18 protein-coding genes are annotated in these 19,819 nt (G+C 70.2%); 12 read left to right on the top strand and 6 right to left on the bottom strand.

Features of this window, described 5'->3' with window-relative positions; genetic code table 11:
- Positions 1–19: 19 nt before the first annotated feature.
- From AC4BG9_RS11720 to cysC, 3 genes are read right to left on the bottom strand one after another with little or no spacing between them, the layout of a single operon-like run.
- A complete protein-coding gene (locus AC4BG9_RS11720) occupies positions 20–1,432 on the bottom strand; it encodes a tyrosine-protein kinase domain-containing protein (protein WP_490571276.1) in 1,413 nt (470 codons plus the stop codon).
- Between the two features lie 36 nt (positions 1,433–1,468).
- The gene (locus AC4BG9_RS11715; RefSeq protein ID WP_490571275.1) at positions 1,469–2,497 is read right to left on the bottom strand and encodes a sulfite exporter TauE/SafE family protein; all 1,029 of its coding nucleotides are present in this window, start codon (positions 2,495–2,497) and stop codon (positions 1,469–1,471) included.
- Entirely contained in the window at positions 2,497–4,254 is a 1,758-nt protein-coding gene (gene cysC / locus AC4BG9_RS11710) for an adenylyl-sulfate kinase (protein ID WP_490571274.1), read from the bottom strand. Before cysC ends, AC4BG9_RS11715 begins: the two co-directional genes overlap by 1 nt.
- A gap of 42 nt (positions 4,255–4,296) precedes the next feature.
- Between cysC and AC4BG9_RS11705 the strand changes: the two genes are divergently transcribed.
- The 5 genes from AC4BG9_RS11705 (at position 4,297) to AC4BG9_RS11685 (ending at position 7,187) form a co-directional block, all read left to right on the top strand.
- The gene (locus AC4BG9_RS11705) at positions 4,297–5,277 is read left to right on the top strand and encodes an asparaginase (RefSeq protein ID WP_490571273.1); all 981 of its coding nucleotides are present in this window, start codon (positions 4,297–4,299) and stop codon (positions 5,275–5,277) included.
- 60 nt (positions 5,278–5,337) lie between these two features.
- Positions 5,338–5,745, top strand: coding sequence for a helix-turn-helix domain-containing protein (locus AC4BG9_RS11700; protein WP_489964000.1), 408 nt, complete (start codon positions 5,338–5,340; stop codon positions 5,743–5,745).
- Positions 5,746–5,751: 6 nt separating this feature from the next.
- Positions 5,752–6,342 (top strand): hypothetical protein, encoded by a 591-nt coding sequence (locus AC4BG9_RS11695; RefSeq protein WP_489963999.1) that lies wholly within the window; start codon positions 5,752–5,754, stop codon positions 6,340–6,342.
- 111 nt (positions 6,343–6,453) lie between these two features.
- Positions 6,454–6,738 (top strand): DUF2516 family protein, encoded by a 285-nt coding sequence (locus AC4BG9_RS11690; RefSeq protein ID WP_490571272.1) that lies wholly within the window; start codon positions 6,454–6,456, stop codon positions 6,736–6,738.
- Between the two features lie 77 nt (positions 6,739–6,815).
- A complete protein-coding gene (locus AC4BG9_RS11685; RefSeq protein ID WP_490571271.1) occupies positions 6,816–7,187 on the top strand; it encodes a phosphomannose isomerase type II C-terminal cupin domain in 372 nt (123 codons plus the stop codon).
- An 18-nt stretch (positions 7,188–7,205) separates the two neighbouring features.
- On the opposite strand, the gene AC4BG9_RS11680 is transcribed toward AC4BG9_RS11685, so the two are convergent.
- Positions 7,206–8,606: a sugar nucleotide-binding protein gene (locus AC4BG9_RS11680; RefSeq protein ID WP_490571270.1), complete on the bottom strand. Its 1,401-nt coding sequence runs from the start codon at positions 8,604–8,606 to the stop codon at positions 7,206–7,208.
- Positions 8,607–8,611: 5 nt separating this feature from the next.
- Positions 8,612–9,610, bottom strand: coding sequence for a dTDP-glucose 4,6-dehydratase (gene rfbB / locus AC4BG9_RS11675; protein WP_490571269.1), 999 nt, complete (start codon positions 9,608–9,610; stop codon positions 8,612–8,614).
- 47 nt (positions 9,611–9,657) lie between these two features.
- On the opposite strand from rfbB, the gene rfbA reads away from it, so the two are divergent.
- A complete protein-coding gene (gene rfbA / locus AC4BG9_RS11670) occupies positions 9,658–10,524 on the top strand; it encodes a glucose-1-phosphate thymidylyltransferase RfbA (protein WP_490571268.1) in 867 nt (288 codons plus the stop codon).
- A gap of 7 nt (positions 10,525–10,531) precedes the next feature.
- Here rfbA and AC4BG9_RS11665 read toward each other — a convergent pair whose 3' ends face one another.
- Positions 10,532–12,046 (bottom strand): sugar transferase, encoded by a 1,515-nt coding sequence (locus AC4BG9_RS11665; protein ID WP_490571267.1) that lies wholly within the window; start codon positions 12,044–12,046, stop codon positions 10,532–10,534.
- 376 nt (positions 12,047–12,422) lie between these two features.
- Between AC4BG9_RS11665 and AC4BG9_RS11660 the strand changes: the two genes are divergently transcribed.
- The 6 genes from AC4BG9_RS11660 to AC4BG9_RS11635 all read left to right on the top strand — a co-directional run bounded on the left by AC4BG9_RS11660 (position 12,423) and on the right by AC4BG9_RS11635 (position 19,760).
- On the top strand, positions 12,423–13,598 hold the full coding sequence (locus tag AC4BG9_RS11660; RefSeq protein WP_490571266.1) for an ROK family protein: 1,176 nt from the start codon (positions 12,423–12,425) through the stop codon (positions 13,596–13,598).
- Between the two features lie 108 nt (positions 13,599–13,706).
- Positions 13,707–15,269, top strand: a complete 1,563-nt coding sequence (locus tag AC4BG9_RS11655; protein WP_490571265.1) for an ABC transporter substrate-binding protein — start codon at positions 13,707–13,709, stop codon at positions 15,267–15,269.
- 3 nt (positions 15,270–15,272) lie between these two features.
- Positions 15,273–16,232, top strand: coding sequence for an ABC transporter permease (locus AC4BG9_RS11650; protein ID WP_490571264.1), 960 nt, complete (start codon positions 15,273–15,275; stop codon positions 16,230–16,232).
- Positions 16,229–17,122 carry an ABC transporter permease gene (locus AC4BG9_RS11645; RefSeq protein ID WP_490571263.1) on the top strand — a complete coding sequence of 298 codons (894 nt, stop codon included), beginning with the start codon at positions 16,229–16,231 and terminating at the stop codon, positions 17,120–17,122. The genes AC4BG9_RS11650 and AC4BG9_RS11645 overlap by 4 nt, the downstream gene beginning before the upstream one ends.
- A gap of 2 nt (positions 17,123–17,124) precedes the next feature.
- Positions 17,125–18,810 carry a dipeptide ABC transporter ATP-binding protein gene (locus AC4BG9_RS11640; RefSeq protein WP_490571262.1) on the top strand — a complete coding sequence of 562 codons (1,686 nt, stop codon included), beginning with the start codon at positions 17,125–17,127 and terminating at the stop codon, positions 18,808–18,810.
- A complete protein-coding gene (locus AC4BG9_RS11635) occupies positions 18,807–19,760 on the top strand; it encodes a formylglycine-generating enzyme family protein (RefSeq protein ID WP_490571261.1) in 954 nt (317 codons plus the stop codon). The genes AC4BG9_RS11640 and AC4BG9_RS11635 overlap by 4 nt, the downstream gene beginning before the upstream one ends.
- The last annotated feature ends 59 nt before the right edge of the window (positions 19,761–19,819 follow it).

Raw genomic sequence — 19,819 nt, 5'->3', positions numbered from 1 at the left:
GCCGGGGCGGACGCCTTCGTCAGGCGGAAGCCTTGGCGGTCTTCCGTCCCTGCTTGGGCTGCACTTCGACGTCGGGTGCGTAGCCGTAGCCATACCCGTAGCCGTAGCTGCCCAGTCCCTTTCGGCGCGGGACCATGTTGAGCACTAGGCCCACGGTCCGGGCACCGACAGCGTCCAGGCGCTCGACGGCATGGGCCAGCTGATCCTTGGTGGTCTTGCCGTGCCGGGCGACGAGCAGGGCGCCGTCCGCCTGAGCGGCGATCAGCGCCGCGTCGGTGACGGGCAGCAGGGGCGGCGCGTCCAGGATCACCAGATCGAAGCGGGAGCGCAGGGAGGCCAGCAGCTCCGCCATCGCGTGCGACTGGAGGAGCTCCGACGGGTTCGGGGGGATCGCGCCGCTGGGGAGGACGGTGATGCCCGACTCGTGCTCCTGGAGGGCGTCGTCGAGTGAGACCTTGCCGACCAGGGCGGTGGTCAGCCCGATCGTGTTGTCGAGGCCGAGCGCCAACGCGAGACGCGGGCGGCGGAGATCCGCCTCGACCACCACGACCTTGGAGCCGGTCTGGCCCATGGCCAGGGCGAGGTTGGCCGAGGTAGTGGTCTTTCCTTCGCCGGGGACGGAGCTGGAGACCACGTAGACGCGGCCGCCGTCCTGGTCGACGTCGACGAACTGCATGTTGGTGCGCAGCACCCGGAAGGCCTCCACCCGAGGCGCGTGCGGCTCGAGCGAGGTGATCAAGGGCCGCTTGGGGGCGGCACTGTCGAAGGTGATGGAGCCGAGGACCGGCGCGTTGCCCGCGGCGGTGGCCTGCTCGCTCGTCTTCACGGTGTTGTCGAGCACCTCGCGGAGCACGGCGATCCCGAGCCCGAGGAGGAGGCCGAGGACGCCGGCGAGGCCGTAGTTGCGGAGCGGCTGCGGAGAGACGGGGGTGTCGTCGAACGACGCGTCGTCGACCACGGTGGCCTTGATCGGCGCCGCCATGTCCTCGCCGGAGGGTGTCTCCAGCTCCCGGATGAGGTCTTGGAGCTCTTCCACATAGGCCTGAGCCAGGTTCTGCGCTGCGCGAGGATCAGGATCCGTGGCGGTGATCGACAGGATCACCGTCTCCGGCACCACGCTGGCGCTCACCCGCTCGGGAAGCCCACTGATCTCGTCCTCGTCCAGGTCGAGGCGCTGGCCGACGACCTCGGCGAGCTCGCGACCGCCGACCAGGTCGGCGTAGGAGGCGACCCGCTGGGTGGCGAAGAGGTTGCCCTGGTAGGCCTGGGAGGTGTCCGACTGGCTGGTGGAGACGAAGAGTCGGGCACTTGACGAATACTGCGGGGTCGCGTTGAGCGTCAGGAGGGCGGCGACTCCCAGACAGACGGCCACGGTTCCGAGGATGAACATCCAGCGGCGTTGGACGATGCGCCAGTAGTCGCGGAGTTCCACACTTCCCCTTAGTGTCAGCCGACCGGAGGGGACAGCCTAACTGCCGGGGTCCTTTTTCATGCCAACCAGCCCGGGACGGTACGACGGGTCCTCCAGCTGGGCCACCGTCGGCGAGCCGAACATCGGCAACCCCGTGGTCCTGCGGATGAGACCCCACACCAGCGGCACCAGCACCACCATGACCAGCCCGGCCGCGGCGACCAGCATCGGTGAGGTCTCGTCCTCCCCGGCCCCCAGTGGCGCCCACCCGGCCTTGTCGAGCAGCGCGACGCCCGACATGGTCAGCACCACCACGATGGCGCGGCGGATCAGCGACTGCGGCACCCGCGGCGCGAGCTTGCTGCCCAGGATGGTGCCGGGCACCGAGCCGAGGACCAGCGGGATCAGGATGCCCCAGTCGAGCCCGTGGATGGCGATGTTGGAGATGGCGGCCGCCAGCACCAGCGGCACCGCCTGCACCAGGTCGGTGCCGACCAACTTCACCGCCGACAGTCCGGGATAGAGCATGAGCAGCGAGATCATGATGACCGAGCCGGAGCCCACGCTGGTGACGCCGACGAGCAGGCCCCCGGCCATGCCGACCAGCAGGGTGGGCACCGGACGGATCACCGGGTTGTCGTCGACCACGTGGTTGCCGGCGCGGACGCGAAGCAGGTTGATGTAGAGACGCAGCGCGTAGGTCAGCGCCGCCAGCAGCAGCGCGAAGCCGATGCAGAGCTTGAGCGTCCGGTCGAGCTGCTCGGGGCTGTCGGTGAACCACGAGACCAGGTAGGGCCCCAGCAGCGCGGTGGGCACTGAGCCGATCACCAGCCACAGGGCCAGCCGCATGTTGGGGGAGCCCTCGCGCTTGTGCACGATCGCGCCACCGGTCTTGTAGACCGCGGCCGCGGTGAGGTCGGCGGTGACGACCGTCGCGGTCTCCCCGACGCCCAGGAAGATGAGGGCGGGGGTCATCAGCGCCCCGCCGCCCATCCCGGTCAGGCCGACGACGATCCCGACGATGAAGCCGGCCGCCAGGATCGAGAAGAAGGCTCCGGTCAGGACGTCTCCGGTGAGCCAGTCCATCAGGAGTCCTGGGTCTCGGTCAGCGCGGGGATCACCACGCCGAGGTGGCGGTCGATGAGGTCGGCGCAGGCGCGGGCCGCGTCGGCGCCGCGACGGTAGGGGTCGGGGATGTCGAGCGAGGCGTCCGGGGCGCTGCGCCGCCGACCAAGCTCCTCGATGAGCGCCCGGCCGCGTAGGTCGCTGGCGGCGGCGGCCTCGGCGAACTGGCCCAGGGTGAAGACCTTGCGGAAGGCCTCCGGGTGCTCCTCGAGCACGAAGCCCCGGTGGGAGCTCTCGGCGGTGAGGATGAGGTCGGCGTCGGCGACCAGGTCGCGGGAGAGCGGACGGCTGGCGAAGGTGTCGTGCGCGGTGCTTTCGGCGAGGACGGCGGCCATCTCGGCATCGAGCGGCTCCCTGTCGTGGCCGTGGGTGCCGGCGCTGGCGAACTCGACGTCGGTGCGGCCGGCGACGAGCCGCCGGGCGGTGACCTCGGCGTACGCCGACCGGCAGATGTTGGCGGTGCAGACGAAGAGCACCTTCAGCGGCTCCTCGGCGGGCGCGACCACCGCCGCGCCGGCCGACGGGCCGTCGCTCAGCACGAGGTGACCGGAGGTGGCGAGCCCGCGGAGCACGTCGTCGAGCGCGTCGTCGATGGTCCGGCCGGTCGTGTCCACCCGGACGGCGGCGTCCGCCGGCTCCTCGTAGGGCGAGGAGATGCCGGTGAACTCCGGGATCTCGCCGCGGCGCGCCTTGGCGTAGAGGCCCTTGCGGTCCCGCCGCTCGCACTCCTCCAGGGGCGTGGCGACGTGGATGAGGAAGAACTCCCCGCCGGCCTCCTCGACCATCTCGCGCACCTGCTGCCGGGTGGAGTCGAAGGGGGCGATGGGGCTGCAGACCGCGACGCCACCGTGGCGGGCGATCTCGGCGGCCACCCAGCCGATGCGGCGGATGTTGGTCTCGCGGTCTTCCTTCGAGAAGGTGAGCCCGGCCGAGAGGTTGCGGCGCACCACGTCACCGTCGAGTGAGGTGACGGTCCGGGTGCCCTGCTCCAGGATGCGGTCGGTCAGCGCGCGGGCCAGCGTCGACTTGCCGCTGCCCGAGAGGCCGGTGAAGAAGAGGACGAGCCCCTGCCGTCCGGGCTCGGGACGGTCGAAGTCGACGATCGCCGCGATCTCGTCGGGGAGGTCGTCGTCCGACGGGGCGGCCAGTCCGTGGATCGGGTCGCCCTGGGCGTAGTTGTCCACCACCCGCACGCCGAGCTCGTGGTCGAGGTCGGCGCCCCCGTGCGAGGCGAACGGAACGACCACGACGACCGCGTCCGGGAGCAGCGCGGCGGCGGCCAGGGTGGCGCGGACCAGGGCGACGGGGGAGAGGGTCGGGGTGCCGGCGCCGGCCAGGGCGAGGAGCAGCACCGGCCCGAGGCCCGCGAGCTCGTCGAGCTGGGCGGTGGTGAGGGCGTCGGTGACCGGGACGACGGTGCGCCCGGCGTAGCGCTCCCGCACCTGCGCCGGGGAGAGGTAGTGGTCGCGGAACGGCCCGAACTGGGCGTGGGTGAGTGGCTCCACCGTGGTCCCGGAGACCCGTGCGAGGGGCAGTCCCTCGGGGTCGACCAGCTCGACGGTCTCGGCGTCCTGCAGCGCCGCGGGCAGCGTCAGGGTGATCGGACTCCCCGGCTCGTTGAACCCCGTGGTGGGCGCGAACGCCCCCGAGACCAGGAGCTCGAGGTCGTCGAGCTCCGCGGGAGTGGGGCAGTGCTGGGGCGGCGAGGAGGCGGACACGCGCGACATCCTCTCAAAGGCGCGGTCGTTAACCTGACCGACATGTCCACCCCCGCCCTCGTGGCCGAAGTCGTCCGTTCCGGATTCGTCGAGGGGCACCACCACGGGTCGGTGGTCGCCCTCGCCGCCGACGGCTCGGCGGAGTGGTCGGTCGGCGACGTGACCGGCCAGATCCTGCCGCGCTCGTGCAACAAGCCGATCCAGGCGCTCGCCATGGTCAGGCTCGGGCTCGACCTGCCTCCCGACCTGCTCGCCCTGGCCTCGGCCTCCCACTCGGGGGAGCCGTTCCAGATCGAGGGGGTGCGGCGCATCCTGGCCGGTGCAGGGCTGGACGAGACCGCGTTGCAGACCCCGCCCGACCTCCCGTTGGACGACGCCACGAAGCAGGCGGCCCTGCGCCAGGGCGCCGAGCCGGCACCGGTGCTGATGAACTGCTCGGGCAAGCATGCCGCGATGCTCGCGACCTGCGTGCTGCGCGGGTGGGACACCGCGACCTACCTCGCTCCCGAGCACCCGCTGCAGCGCGCCATCGCCGAGACGTTCGCGGAGTTGACGGGGGAAGCGGTCGAGGTCGTCGCGGTCGACGGGTGCGGGGCGCCGTTGCTCTCCACCTCGTTGACCGGCCTGGCGCGAGCGTTCCGGGCGCTGGCCGTCGCCGACTCCGGACCCGAGCACCGGGTCGCGGAGGCGATCAGGTCCCACCCGACCTACGTCTCCGGCACCACCCGCGACGAGGCGACACTGCTCACCGCGATCCCCGGCGCGATCGGGAAGGCCGGCGCCGAGGCCTGCTACGCCGTGGCCCTGCCCGACGGACGCGCTTTCGCGCTCAAGATCGACGACGGGGGCGCCCGCGCCCGGCCGGTGGTGATGGCGGTGGCGCTTGCCCGCTCGGGGGTGCTGGGCGAGTCGGGCGTGGACGGCGAGGCCGTCCGGGCGACCGGGAGAGTCGAGTTGCTCGGCGGCGGGCGGGTGGTCGGCGAGGTCCGCGCCTGCCTGCCCACCGGCGTACCGAATTTGTGAGTGTCGTGACTCACTCCCGCCGTGCTTGCAACTGCTAACTATTGCTAGCACGATGAGGGTGTGGCCAAGGGGAAGATAGGGGAGCTGGGGGAGTACCTCAGGGAGCAGCGGCTCGCATCCAAGCTGTCGCTCCGTCAGCTCGCTGACCTGGCGGGCGTCTCCAACCCCTATCTCAGCCAGATCGAGCGTGGTCTGCGCAAACCCTCGGCCGACGTGCTCCAGCAGATCGCGAAGGCACTGCGCATCTCGTCCGAACAGCTCTACGTGCAGGCAGGGATCCTCGACCCGCGCGAGGGTCACGAAGGCGCCACCGAGACCGCCATCCTGGGCGATCCCAGGCTCACCGAGCGGCAGAAGCAGTCGCTGCTCGACGTCTACACCTCCTTCCTGGCGCTCAACGCCGGGGAGGGCTCAGCTCGACCGCCGGAGACTCCGACCGCCGAGGCTCCATCCACCGAAAGGGAGTGAACGATCATGGCCAAGACCACGACCAAGTTCGACGTCAGGACCGGGGCCGCGAAGGTCTTCTACGCCGGGGTCGGCGTCAACGACCTCGCGGTCGAGAAGGTGCGTGACTACGTCGCCGACGTGCAGGCTCGCGTCGCGAAGGTGCAGAAGGACGTCACCAGCCTCGACCTCGACCTCAACGCCCTGCGCGCCCGCATCGAGGCGCGCGTCTCCGAGCTGCAGGCCGACGCCAAGACCTACCCCGCCAAGGTGCAGGCCCTCCTCGACGAGAACGTCGACACCGCCACCGAGACCTACGCCGAGCTGGTCAAGCGCGGTGAGGTGCTCGTCGGCCGGATCCGCCGCCAGCAGTCCACCCAGGCGACCGTGAAGCAGGCCAAGTCGACCAGCGCCAAGGCCAAGACCACGACGACGCAGGCCAAGAAGACCGGCTCCGCGGCGAAGAGCACCGCCAAGAAGGCGGTCAAGTCGACCCCGGCCAAGAAGAAGGCCTCCACCACCAAGTCGTCGGCCAAGGCCACCGCCACCACCGCGGCTCAGACCGCAGCCGCGGCGACCAACGCCGTCACCGACGCCGCCAAGAAGGTCGGCGACTGAAGGAGCGGTCACGAGGTGCAGCTGATGCTCTTCTGACCACGCGGCACGACACGGGAGCCCCGGGCGCGGACGCGCCCGGGGCTCCCGTGTGTCAGCACGTATCCTGACCCTGTGGACTTCTTCGCGTTTCAGGGCGGCCTCATGCTGGTCGTCTTCCTCGGCCTGCTGCTGGTGAAGGGGTTCGCCTTCGTCACGTCGCTGATGTTCTCCGCGGAGGCCTACGAGGCGGCCGGCAAGCTGACCAAGGTGACCTGGTGCCTGATCCTGGGCCTGGGCTTCGTCGCGGCGCTGGTGCTGCCCGGGGTGCTCGGACTGATCAACATCGCCTTCACCATCGCGGCCTTCGTCTACCTCGCCGACGTGCGGCCCGCGCTCCAGGGCGTGACCAGGCGCTGACCAGGCGCGGGCGTGCGACCCCCGTCACGCTACCGTTGGCCGGCAACACACCAGACGGAACGAACGGGGAGAGACACATGCTGGCATCCGAGGAACGCCCCTGGGGCTCCTGGCACGTCATCGACAACGGCCAGGGCTACAAGGTGAAGCGGATCCACGTGCTGCCCGGCCAGCGGCTCTCCTACCAGACCCACGAGCACCGCTCCGAGCACTGGGTCGTCATCTTCGGCGTCGCGACCTGCGTGGTCGACGGCGAGACCATCGTGGCCGGCCCCGGCGAGTCCGTCGACGTGGCCCAGGGTGCGGCACACCGCATCACCAACATGCACGCCGAAGAGCTCATCATCATCGAGGTTCAGCACGGCGCCTACACCGGCGAGGACGACATCTGCCGCCTCGAGGACGACTACGGTCGCCAGGAGTCCGAGTCGGAGACCGCCGACGCCTGAGCGCGGCGGTCTCTTCCCTCAGCCCGCGAGGTAGCGGCGGAGCGCCTCAGCGGCGTCCTCCGGCTCGAACCCGGTGGCGCGGATCTTCGCCAGGTCCATCGCGCTGTGCAGCGGACGGGGAGCGATGCCCTCCTTGCCGGCGTAGTACTCCTCGGTGGTGACCGCCGAGACGTCGTCGCGGCTGCGGCCGCTGAGCTCGAAGACGTCGCGGGCGATCTCGCACCACGAGCGCGCCGGGCCGGCGTTGGAGAGGTTGTAGGTGCCGAAGTCGGCGCCGGTCTCCAGCAGGTGCTTGGTGGCCCGGGAGAGCTCGGTGGTGAAGGTGAGCCGGCCGATCTGGTCGTCGACCACGCCCGGGGAGATCCCGCGCTCGGCGAGCGAGCGCATCGTCCGGACGAAGTTGTTGCCCTCGCCGATCACCCACGACGTGCGCAGCAGGTAGTGCTTCGGGGCCAAGCCCACGGCGAGGTCGCCCGCCGCCTTGGACTGGGCGTAGACCCCCAGCGGGGAGAGGGGCTCGTCCTCGGTGTGGCCGGGCTCGAGCGGCGCGGTGCCGTCGAAGACGTACTCAGAGGAGTAGTGCACGAGCGTGAAGCCGTGCTCGCGGGCCAGCGCGGCCAGGGTGGCCGGGGCCGAGGCGTTGGCAGCCCAGGCGGTCACTCGGCCCTCGGGGGTCTCCGCGGCGTCGACCGCGGTGTACGCCGCAGCGTTGAGCACCAGGTCGTAGTCGCGCCAGGGCCACGCCGCAACCTGCTCCGCGTCGGTCACGTCGAGCTCGTCGAGGTCGACCAGCTCGGCGTCGGGGAAGTCGGCCTGGAGCGCCCGGCCCAGCTGGCCCTTCGCGCCGATGATCAGCGTCTTCTGCCGCGCGATCGCGGTGCTCGGGTCGAGCGCGGGGTTGTTCTGGTCCTTCTCGGAGATGATCGCCTCGTCCAGCGGGATCGGCCACGGGATCGCCACCGTCGGGTCGGCGAGATCCAGGGCCGGATAGGTGATGCCCGGCCGCCAGTGCTGGTTGACCAGGTAGGTGTAGGCGGTGTCGTCCTCGAGCGTCTGATAGCTGTTGCCGACGCCGCGGGGGACGAAGATCGCCACCGAGGGATCCATCTCGAGGGTGAACGTGGCGCCGAAGGTCTCGCCCTCGCGCATGTCGACCCAGGCGCCGAAGATCCGGCCGGTGGCCAGGGAGATGAACTTGTCCCACGGCTCGGTGTGGATGCCGCGGGTCACGCCCCGGTCGGAGTTGAAGGAGACGTTGTTCTGCACCGGGCCGAAGTCGGGCAGCCCGATCGCCACCATCTTCTCCCGCTGCCAGTTCTCCTTGAAGAAGCCGCGGGCGTCCTCGCGCAGGTCGAGTCGGACAACGACCAGGCCCGGGATGGGGGTGGTCTCGAGGGAGGGGAGCGAAGTGTCGGCCACGGGGGTCACTGCCCCTTCGCCGCGTAGGCGGCCTCGGTGGCCTCCTTGGCGGGGCGCCACCAGTCCTGGTGCTCCTGGTACCACTCGATGGTGCGGCCCAGCCCGTCCTCGAAGTTCTGGAACTTCGGCTCCCAGCCCAGCTCGGTGCGCAGCTTGCCGGACTCGATCGCGTAGCGAAGGTCGTGGCCGGCGCGGTCGTTGACGTGCTCGAAGTCGTCCTCGGCGCGGCCGAAGTGCTTGAGGATCAGCTGCACGACCTCGAGGTTGTTCTTCTCCCCGTCGGCGCCGATCAGGTAGGTCTCCCCGATCCGGCCCTTGTTGAGGATCGTCCAGACGGCGGAGGAGTGGTCGTCGGCGTGGATCCAGTCGCGGACGTTCTCGCCCGACCCGTAGAGCTTGGGACGGCGGCCGTCGATGACCTCGGTGATCTGGCGCGGGATGAACTTCTCGATGTGCTGCCACGGGCCGTAGTTGTTGGAGCAGTTCGACAGCGTGGCCTGCACCCCGAAGCTGCGCACCCAGGCGCGGACCAGGTGGTCGGAGGCAGCCTTGGACGCCGAGTAGGGGCTGCTCGGGTTGTAGGCGGTGTCCTCGGTGAACCGCTTCGGGTCGTCCAGCTCGAGGTCGCCGTAGACCTCGTCGGTGGAGATGTGGTGCAGCCGGACGCCGTGCTTGCGCACCGCCTCGAGGATCGTGAACGTCCCGATGATGTTGGTCTGGATGAACGGGCTCGGGTCGTGCAGCGAGTTGTCGTTGTGCGACTCGGCCGCGTAGTGGACCACCGCGTCGTGGGAGGCGACCAGCGGGTCGACGACACTCGCGTCGGCGATGTCGCCCACGACCAGCTCGACCCGGTCTGCCGGGAGCCCCTCCAGCGCCTCGCGGCTGGCGGCGTAGGTCAGCTTGTCCAGCACCGTGACCGTCGCGTCAGTGTGCTCCATCAGGTAGTGGACGAAGTTGGAGCCGATGAAGCCGGCCCCGCCGGTCACGAGTAGACGCGTCATGGACGTGGAGTCTAGAGGGACGGGACGGAAGCCCTAGGGTGGGCCGCATGCGTGGAATCATCCTGGCCGGCGGGACCGGCTCGCGACTGCACCCGATCACCCAGGGCATCAGCAAGCAGCTCGTGCCGGTCTACGACAAGCCGATGATCTACTACCCGCTCACCACGCTGATGCTGGCGGGCATCCGCGACGTGCTGGTGATCACCACCCCACACGAGGCCGCGGCGTTCGAGCGGCTGCTCGGCGACGGCTCGCAGTTCGGCATCAACATCAGCTTCGCGGTGCAGGCCAGCCCCGACGGGCTGGCCCAGGCGTTCCTGATCGGTGAGAAGCACATCGGCTCCGACACCGCCGGCCTCGTGCTCGGCGACAACATCTTCTACGGCACGGGGGTGGGCAACCAGCTCTCCGAGTTCGCCGACATCAAGGGCGCCGCGGTCTTCGGCTACCACGTCGCCGACCCCACCGCCTACGGCGTGGTCGAGTTCGACGACCAGGGCCGGGCCATCTCCCTGGAGGAGAAGCCGGCCGAGCCGAAGAGCTCGTACGCCGTGCCGGGTCTCTACTTCTACGACAACGACGTGGTCGGCTACGCCAAGGAGCTGAAGCCCTCGCCGCGCGGCGAGCTGGAGATCACCGACTTGAACCGCCGCTACCTCGACGAGGGTCGGCTCCAGGTCTCGGTGCTGCCCCGCGGCACCGCGTGGCTCGACACCGGCACCTTCGACTCCCTCAACGACGCCTCCAACTTCGTGCGCACCATCGAGAGCCGTCAGGGCTTCAAGGTCGGCGCCCCCGAGGAGGTCGCCTGGCGGATGGGGTGGCTCAACGACGACGAGCTCCTCGCACGCGCCGAGCCGCTGCGCAAGAGCGGCTACGGCGCCTACCTGATCGGGCTCTTGGGCGATCGCTGAGACTGGCTCAGTAAGCGCCGCGGGAACTGAGGACCGCGCCCACGGTGCGCCAGAGGATCGCGAGATCCTGAAGCATGGACCAGTTGTCCACGTAGTAGAGGTCGAGCCGCACCGTCTCGGCCCAAGACAGGTCAGAGCGCCCGGAGACCTGCCAGAGACCGGTCATGCCCGGACGCACCCGCAGGCGCCGCCTCATGTCAGTCGAGTAGTTCGCAACTTCATCCGGGAGGGGCGGTCGCGGTCCAACCAGGCTCATGTCGCCGCGGAGCACGTTGAAGAGCTGGGGGAGCTCGTCCAGAGAGAGACGACGGAGGAGCTTGCCAGGGCCAGTGATCCGAGGGTCGTCCTTCATCTTGAAGAGAAAACCCTCTTGCTCCTGCTGGGCGCGGAGCTTCTCCAGAAGCCCCTCGGCATCAACGACCATGGTGCGGAACTTGAGGCAGGCGAACTCCTTCTCGTCTCTGCCGGTTCGGGTCTGGCGGAAGAGCACCGGGCCGCCGTCGTGGAGCTTGATGCGTAGGGCAATAGCCACGAGAACCGGACTCAGGAGCAGGATCAAGGCGACTGAGGCGAACGTGTCGAAGACTCGCTTGCCCCCCCGGGTCGCGAGGTGACCGCGCGGCCCGTCAACGTGGATGAGCGGCAGGCCAGCTACGGGACGGAAACGCACGCGCTCGCCCGACACATCGGTGAGGCTCGGCGCCACCACGAGCTGGATGTCGTGGTTCTCCAACGCCCAGGCGAGCTCTTTGAGCTGACTCGACGCGCCGAAGGCTCCGCCGGCGATGAAGACCACGTCGGAGCCGGACTCGATGGCGATCCGAGCCAGATCCTCGATGTCGCCGAAGACCGTGAGGCCGTTGGGGGTGAGCTCATTCATGTCATAGGCCGGTGTGACCGCACCGATCACCTGGTAGCCGAGTCGCCGCTCGCGGGCGAGGTTGGTCGCAAGCTCGTCGGTGTGGGAGCGCGAGCCTGCGATGACAACCTTGTGCAGCAGGTGCCCCCGCTTCCTGAGCGCATACGCCGCATGCCGCAACCCATATCGGCCCAGGAGCAGCATCACTGTTCCGGAGGAGAACGCGAGCACGAAGAAGCCCCGCGACAGGTCGTACTTGAAGAGGTAGCACCCGATGCCGACGGTGGCCGCGGCGACAAGCGTGCCGCGGAAGACGCGTTTGTATTCTTCGAGACCCGCGTCAAAGACTTCCGGTCGATACCCGCCGAGGAAGAAGATGCCCGCGAGCCAGCCCAGGGCGATCAGCGGGGCAAGCCAACGCACATCACCGGTGATGTCACTATCGAGACCCCACTCGACCCGGTCGCGCAGATAGGCCGCGGAGACGAGGGTCATGGTGAGAAGCAGGGCGTCCACCACGAAGACCAGATACGGAATGGCGCGAATGAACTGGCTCTGGTTTCGCGCCCGCCAGCGCTTCGGCCGGGTCTGGGAATGTGGCGGCCGCGTAAGACCGTCTCCGGTCGCCTCTTTGGTGGCGACCTGTGGTGGTGCATGTGCCATGGAATCCCCCCGCTGAATCCCGAGAATGTTCAGCCTTCCGTCGAATTGTCGCTGACCCTCTGATGCACGTCACTCCCTGCCTATCACTACTGAACGGTAGTGGGGAGGGGATCCCACGGAAGACCGCGTTGCGGCCAGCGCCTGAGCGAAACTCACAGATTGGCAATGGCGCAGATCACATGGTGCCGGGTCGGCGGCCATCGAGCTTCGATCCATCGACCTCTTTCCCCGAGTGACGGGCGTGCCTTTCTTCCACGCTGGACGGAACTCGCGCACCCACTTGAGGTAGCGCCCCTGGAGGGCCATACTTTGTCCGCAATCTTTACTGAATTACGTAACAATATATAGATCAGGCGGAAGTGGGGGGTGAGGCGGGATGGGTCGGAGCCCGTTCGTCGTGCTGGCGCACGGCCGGCGTGGGCCCGTCGTCTCCCGCGTCCTGGAGCGTCTGCACAGTGGCGGTCCCACCACGCGCGAGCGGCTGGCCGCCGCCACCGGCTGTAGTGCCGCCAGCGTGTCTCGTGCGCTCACCGCCCTCCTCGAGACCGGACTCGTTCGCGAACGCCACGACCTGGCTGTGCCCGGAGCGACGGGGCGTCCCGGCATCCCGGTCGGGCTCGACCAGGAGTCCTACACGCTCGTCGGGGTGCACGTAGGACGCCACGTCCTGACGGTCGCCTGCACCACGCTCGACGGCCGGTGCCTGCGACGCGCCATCCTGGCCCGGGGCGACTCGCTGGAGACTGACCTGTGCAGAGCCGCCGAGGCCGTGGCCGGCCAGCTGCGCTCGCTGCGCTTCCGCACCCCGGTGGGGGTCGGCGCCGTCGCGTCATGGTCGGGACTCGAAATCCCTCGCACCGAGGTGAAGCTGCTGCTGGAGGAGGAGCTGGGGCTCGACGTCGTCGTGACCGAGCACCTGGTGGGCGTCGCAGCGGCCGGCCTGCGCGACCCCGCCGCCAAGGGCGTCTCGACGGCCTACGTCTATGCCCGGGACACCGTCTCCTACGCCGTGGCCCACGACCTCGACGACCAGGTCGTCGTCCCGGGGGTCAACAGCCTGGATCACCTGCCCACCGGCGAGTCCGGCGAGTGCGCCTGCGGCCGCACAGGGTGTCTCCAGGTCGTCGCCAGTGACGCGGACCTGGCGGCCCGTGCCCATCACCACGGCTGGGTCGCCGCACCGCGGATCGAGAGCCTGCACGAGCTCGGCGCGGCCGGCGACCCACGGGCGGTGGCGATGCTGCGCACCCGCGCCCAGGTGCTCGGCCGCGCCGTCGCCGCCGTGCGCGACATCGTCGACCCTGAGCGCGTCGTCCTGGTGGGTGAGGCCTTCAGCTCGGGCGAGACCGCCCACCGCGAGCTCACCGCTGCCTTCGAGGCTGCCACGACCTTGCCCCCGATGCCCCTCGCCATCGCGCGGTTCGACGGCGGGGTCCAAGCCGCCTCCGCCTGCGCCGCCGCCATGGAGGCGGTGCTGCGAGACCCCCTCGACGCGGTGCCGCGAAGGCACCCGCCAGCCCAGCCCGAACTCGCCCGGCGCATGTCCGGGTGACCCAGCCGGCTGCCAGCGCGCTCGTTGCCGGGCGCCTCACCCAGCTGACCGCACCCCGCATTCCCCCACCGACCGGATCACCTAGCACCACCCGAGAGGAAATCCCCCATGCCATCGAACTCCCGTCTGCACCGCGGTCCTGCACTCGCCACCGCGGCCGTGCTCCTGTCGCTCGCGACAGGCTGCAGCTCCGCGGTGGACGAGGCCTCCGGTGGCACCGGTGGCGACCCCCAGAAGGGCGGCTCGGTCACCCTGGTGACGGGCGTCGATCACCAGCCGACCACCTTCTACCAGGGGATGGACAGCCAGAACACCATCTCCGGCCTGGTCTACGAGTCCCTGATCGACTACCCCGGAGACTCCCTGGAGCCCCAGCCCCGCCTTGCCACCGAGTGGGAGATCTCGAAGGACGGCCGGACGGTCTCTCTCCAGCTGCGCGACGACGTGACCTTCCACAGCGGACGCCCCTTCACCTCCAAGGACGTCGAGGCCAGCCTCAAGGCCTACACCGACCCCACGCGGGCCGGCCAGCTCGGGCGCACCGCCGCCGTGATCACCGACTACGACACGAGCGACGAGCACGCGGTCGTGCTCACCCTCGCGCACCCTGTCGGCAACATCCTCGACCTCCTCGACATCGTCCCGATCATCGACGCGGAGTCCCTGGCGGAGTTCGGCACAGGCAAGTCCTACATCGGCACCGGCCCCTTCAGGTTCACGGGCTGGACCCCCAACTCCAAGATCACCTTCGAGGCGAACGACGACTACTGGGACGGCCGCCCCAACCTCGACACCGTCGAGCTCGTCGTCGTCCCCGACCCGCAGACGCAGTCCGCCCAGCTTCGGTCCGGCCAGGTCGACGTCCTGCTCACCCCGACGAGCCGCGACGTGGAGGCGTTCGAGGACGACGCTGCCTTCCAGGTCCTCGACCTCGACGGTGTGGAGCGCACCCTCTACCTCGGCGCCAACGTCAAGGCGCCCGGGCTCGACGACGTCAGGGTCCGACAGGCCATCGCCCAAGCGATCGACCGCGACCGCATCCTCGAGGAGGTCTACCGCGGTCACGGCGACACCGACAACCTGCCGTGGCCCGACTACTCCCCGGCGCACGACGACCAGGCAAACCAGACCTACACCGGTGATCTCGACGCCGCCCGCAAGCTCGTCGAGGCGGTCGGCGACGTGCCGCCGATCGTCATCAGCTTCGGAGCCGGCAGCGGGGTCTTCGAGCAGATCGCGCTGATCATCCAGGACAACCTTGCCGAGATCGGCATCGAGACCAAGATCGAACCCCTGGACATCGCGACGTCCGGCAAGGCGCTGCTGGAGGGCAGCTACAAGGGCCTCTGGCTCAACATCCACGCCTTCGCGCAGTACGTGCCCTCGACGTTGACGGTGAGCGCCTATCCGTTCAACTCCGAGCGGAACGCCTCCAACTACGTCGATGCCGACTACCAGAAGCACGCCGAGGCCGCCTGGAAGGTGTCCGACGGCCTCTCCTCGGACGCCGAGAAGGCCTACGGCGCCCTGAACGGGGACCTGCTCGAGGGCGCCTTCGTCATCGGCCTCGTCAACTATGAGCACCAGTTCGCCACCAAGGCCGGGCTCGAGGGTGTGGCCTGGTCCAAGCGCGGCGAGATCGACCTCGCCGACGCCACAGTGAGCGAGTGACGGGTGGCCAGATACGCGCTCTCCCGCATCCCGTCGGCGCTCGGGGTGCTGACCGTCGCGTCCGTGCTGGTCTTCACCCTGCTCCGGCTCGTCCCCGGTGACCCGGCCACGGTGCTCGCCGGGGCCGACGCCGGGCCAGAGGCGCTGGAGGCGCTGCGCCAGGAGCTCGGTCTGACCGGCTCTCAGGTCGCTCAGTACTTCAACTGGGTCGGGGCGCTGCTCACCCTCGACCTCGGCCGCTCCATGGTGGTCGGCGGGCCGATCAACGAGCTGGTGCTCGCTGCCGCGGGCAACACGTTGGTCCTCGCCGCAGTGGCGCTCGCCCTGGCGGTCGGGGTCGCGCTGGCTGTCAGCACCATCTCGGTGATTGTCGAGAAGCGCTGGCTGACCAGCCTCGTCACCGCCTTCAGCACTCTGGCGGTGGCTGTCCCCAACTTCGTGACCGGGGTGGTGCTGGTGCTGCTGCTCGGGGTGCTGTGGCCGGTGCTTCCCGCCGGCGGGGAGCCGCCGGGCGGACTGTCGGCACGCCCCGACATCACCCTGCAGTATCTCGTGATGCCGGCGGTCTGCCTGGCGGCTCCGATCGCCGCCTCACTGACCCGGTTCCTCACCGCCGGCTTGCGCACCGAGATGCACAAGCCGTACGTCGTAACCGCCCGTGCCCTGGGCATCCCGCGAACCCGCATCGTGCTGACCCAGGTGCTGCGCAACGCCCTGCCGGCCAGCATCACGGTCACCGGTCTGCAGGTCGGGCACCTGCTCGGAGGCGCGGTCATCGTGGAGTCGATCTTCGCCTGGCCGGGCCTGGGCCACCTGCTCGAGCGCGGCATCTCGGGGCGCGACTACCCGCTGGTGCAGGTGATGCTCCTGCTCTCCGTCACGGTGTTCGTGGTGGTCCAGCTGGCCACCGACCTGGCCCACGCATGGCTGGATCCGCGGATCCGGCTGGGGGGTGCCGCATGAGCGTGCAGGAACCCGCTCTCGAGCCCGTCGCGGTGCTGGACGCCGCCGTCCTCGCAGACGAGTCCAGCGCCGAGCCCGAGAAGGTGTGGCGCGCGCTCACGCGTGGCCGCGGGCTGGTCGGGGCCGTCCTGGTCGGGGTGGTCGTCCTCGCTGGACTGCTGGCGCCCTGGCTGTCCCCCTACGGACCCAACGAGCAGGTCCCCGGCGCCAACATGCTCCCGCCGTCCGGCGCCCACCTGCTCGGAACCGACGAGGTCAACCGCGACCTCTTCTCCCGGATGCTCCACGGGATCCGGGTCGATCTGCTGGTGGTCTTCGGGGCCGTGCCGGTGGGGGCGGCCCTGGGATCGCTTCTGGGGCTGGCCGCCTCGTTCTGGGCGTGGGCCGACGTGCTGCTCCAGCGGCTGCTCGACCTGATCCTCGCCTTCCCCACGATCATCCTCGCCATCGCCCTCACCATGCTGGTCGGGCCGGGGCTGGTCACCGTCACCGCCGTCGTGGTGATCGCCGAGATTCCGGCGTTCGGCCGCCTGATGCGCACCTCCGTGCTCACGATCCGCGAGCTGCCGTACGTGGAGTCGGCCCGGGTCGCCGGTGCCTCCTCCTGGTGGGTCCTGCGCCGGCACGTCTTCCCCAACAGCCTCGAACCGCTGATGGTGCAGCTGGCGCTGGGGATGTCCGTGGCGGTCTTCATCGAGGGCGCGATGAGCTTCCTCGGCCTCGGGGTCAGCCCGCCGACGCCGTCACTGGGCTCCCTGATCAAGGAGGGGACTCGCGTGATGTACCACGCCCCGACGGCGGTGATCGGTCCGCTCGTGGTCGTCGCGGTCCTGGTCCTCGGCCTGCTCCTGGTCTCCGAGGCGCTCGCCGCCCACTCGAGGAAGAGATAGACATGCCCGCACCGCTGCTACAGGTCCGTGACCTCCACATCGACTTCGCCCACCCACGACCCGCGGTCGCCGGGATCGACGTCGACGTGCACGCCGGGGAGGTCGTCGCCCTGGTGGGGGAGTCCGGGTCGGGCAAGTCGATGACTGCTCGCTCCGTGCTCGGGCTGCTGCCCGAGGGCGCCACGGTCCGAGGCTCGGTGAAGGTGCTCGGCCAGGAGATGGTGGGTGCCGGCGAGCGGGCGCTCAACCAGGTCCGCGGGGCTCAGGTCGCCCTGGTGTTCCAGGAGCCGCAGAGTGCGCTCAACCCGGTGCGCCGGGTGGGCTGGCAGCTGCTCCAGGCGATCCGGGCGCATCGCAAGGTCTCACGCGCCGAGGGTCGGGCGCTGGCCCTCGACCTGCTGCGTCAGGTCGACCTGCCCGAGCCGGAGAGTCGCCTCGACTACTTCCCCCACCAGCTCTCCGGTGGCCAGAAGCAACGGGTGGCGATCGCCCTGGCCCTGGCCAACGAGCCCAAGCTGCTGCTGGCCGACGAGCCCACCACCGCGCTGGACGTCACGGTGCAGGCCGAGATCCTCGACCTGCTCCTCGGCCTGCGCGACCGCACGGGGATGGGGATCCTGCTGATCACCCACAACATGGGGGTGGTCGCCGAGCGTGCGGACCGGGTGGTGGTGCTCAAGACCGGCGAGGTGGTGGAGGCCGCTCGCACGGTTCAGCTCTTCGAGGCACCCGAGCACGACTACACGCGCCAACTGCTGGACGCCGTACCCCGGATGCCGGAGGCGACGCCGGCGGGTGCCGCAGAGACGGAGCGGCCGCTCGTCGCTCGCCCCGAGGCACGCGCTCTGGTCCTGCACGACGTCTCCGTGGAGTTCGCGGGCCGGCACGGGAACGCCCCCTACCGCGCCGTCGATCAGGTCACCCTCGACGTGCGGGAAGGCGAGATCCTCGGCCTGGTCGGGGAGTCCGGCTCCGGCAAGACCACCCTGGGTCGGCTGGTCGCTGGCCTCGTCTCCCCGAGCGGCGGACGGGTCGAGGTCGCCGGGCAGGACCTCGCGGGCCTGCGCGCCGGCGGGCTCCAGCGACTGCGCCGCGAGCTGGCGCTGGTCCACCAGGACCCGGCCGGGTCCTTGGACCCCCGACTGACCGTGGGCGCTTCGATCCGGGAGCCGATGGAGATCCAGCGGGTGGGTACGGCGGCCGAGCGGAGGGCCCGGGTGGAGGAGCTCCTCGCCGCCGTGCGGCTTCCCACCTCCCTGGCCGGCCGCTTGCCGCACCAGCTCTCGGGCGGGCAACGGCAACGGGTCGCCCTGGCCCGAGCTCTGGTGCTCTCTCCGCGCCTGGTGATCGCCGACGAGCCGACCAGCGCCCTCGACGTCTCGATCCAGGCCGAGGTGTTGAAGCTCTTCACCCGGCTGCAGCACGAGCTCGGCTTCGCCTGCGTCTTCATCAGCCATGACCTCGCGGTGGTGCACCAGGTCGCAGACCGGGTCGCCGTGCTCCGGTCCGGCCGGGTGGTGGAGGAGGGCGCGGCCGCCGGGGTGTTCGCCGCTCCGCGTGACGACTACACCCGGGCCCTGCTCGCTGCCGTCCCTGTCCCGGACCCCTCGGCCCGTGCGTCGGACGCCCACCGGGCGGCAGCACGGCACCGCGACAGGGCAGTGGACGAGATCTCGGTGACGGCATGAGCAGCTGCTGCGGAGGCGGACTCGGCGCCGGTGCGCCGGGAGCTGCGCTGCTGCCCACACCGAACCCGGGCCGTGACGGGGTGCCGCGGGCGTCGCAGCGCCCCACCAAGCGGCAGGTCCGGATCCCCGGCGGCTCGTTCTCGATGGGCGACCACCACGACGAGGGCTACCCCGCCGACGGGGAGACCCCCGTGCACCGGGTGCAGCTGCGGGACTTCTTCCTGGACGAGACCGCAGTGGTCAACCGCGACTTCGCCCGGTTCGTCAAGGAGACCGGCTACGTCACGGAGGCCGAGCAGCTCGGGGTCTCCGCGGTCTTCCACCTGGCACTCGACGCGCCTGCGAGCGACGTGCTGCACCAGGTCGACTCCGCTCCCTGGTGGCTCGCGGTACGAGGCGCCGACTGGCGCCACCCGCACGGCGCGCGCTCCCAGGCCAAGCCCGACCACCCGGTGGTCCACATCACCTGGCACGACGCCGACGCCTACTGCCGGTGGGCCGGGAAACGGCTCCCCACCGAGGCCGAGTGGGAGTACGCCGCCCGCGGCGGCCTGGAGGGCAAGCGGCTGCCGTGGGGTGACGAGCTCGTCCCCGGCGGCTCCTGGCGGCTCAACATCTGGCAAGGCCGGTTCCCCACGCAGAACACCGAGGACGACGGACACCTCACGACCGCCCCGGCCAAGAGCTACCGCCCCAACGGGCACGGCCTGTGGAACATGGCCGGCAACGTCTGGGAGTGGTGCCAGGACTGGTTCTCACCGACCTGGTACGCCGAGTCGCCCCTCGAAGACCCTCGCGGTCCCGACACAGGGGCCCAGCGGGTGATGCGCGGTGGTTCCTTCCTCTGTCACGACTCCTACTGCAACCGCTACCGGGTCGCCGCCCGCTCCAGCAACGACCCCCACTCCACCTCGGCCAACGTCGGCTTCCGCTGCGCCAACGACGCCTGACGCCGGGCCCAGCTCACGTTCGACCTGCTCGCCAGTCCACCCACCGCCCACACCAGGAG

It is taken from the genome of Nocardioides sp. Z40_12 (assembly GCF_058215795.1).
Note: the sequence above shows the minus strand (reverse complement) of the source record. Positions and strands in the feature narration are given on the sequence as shown.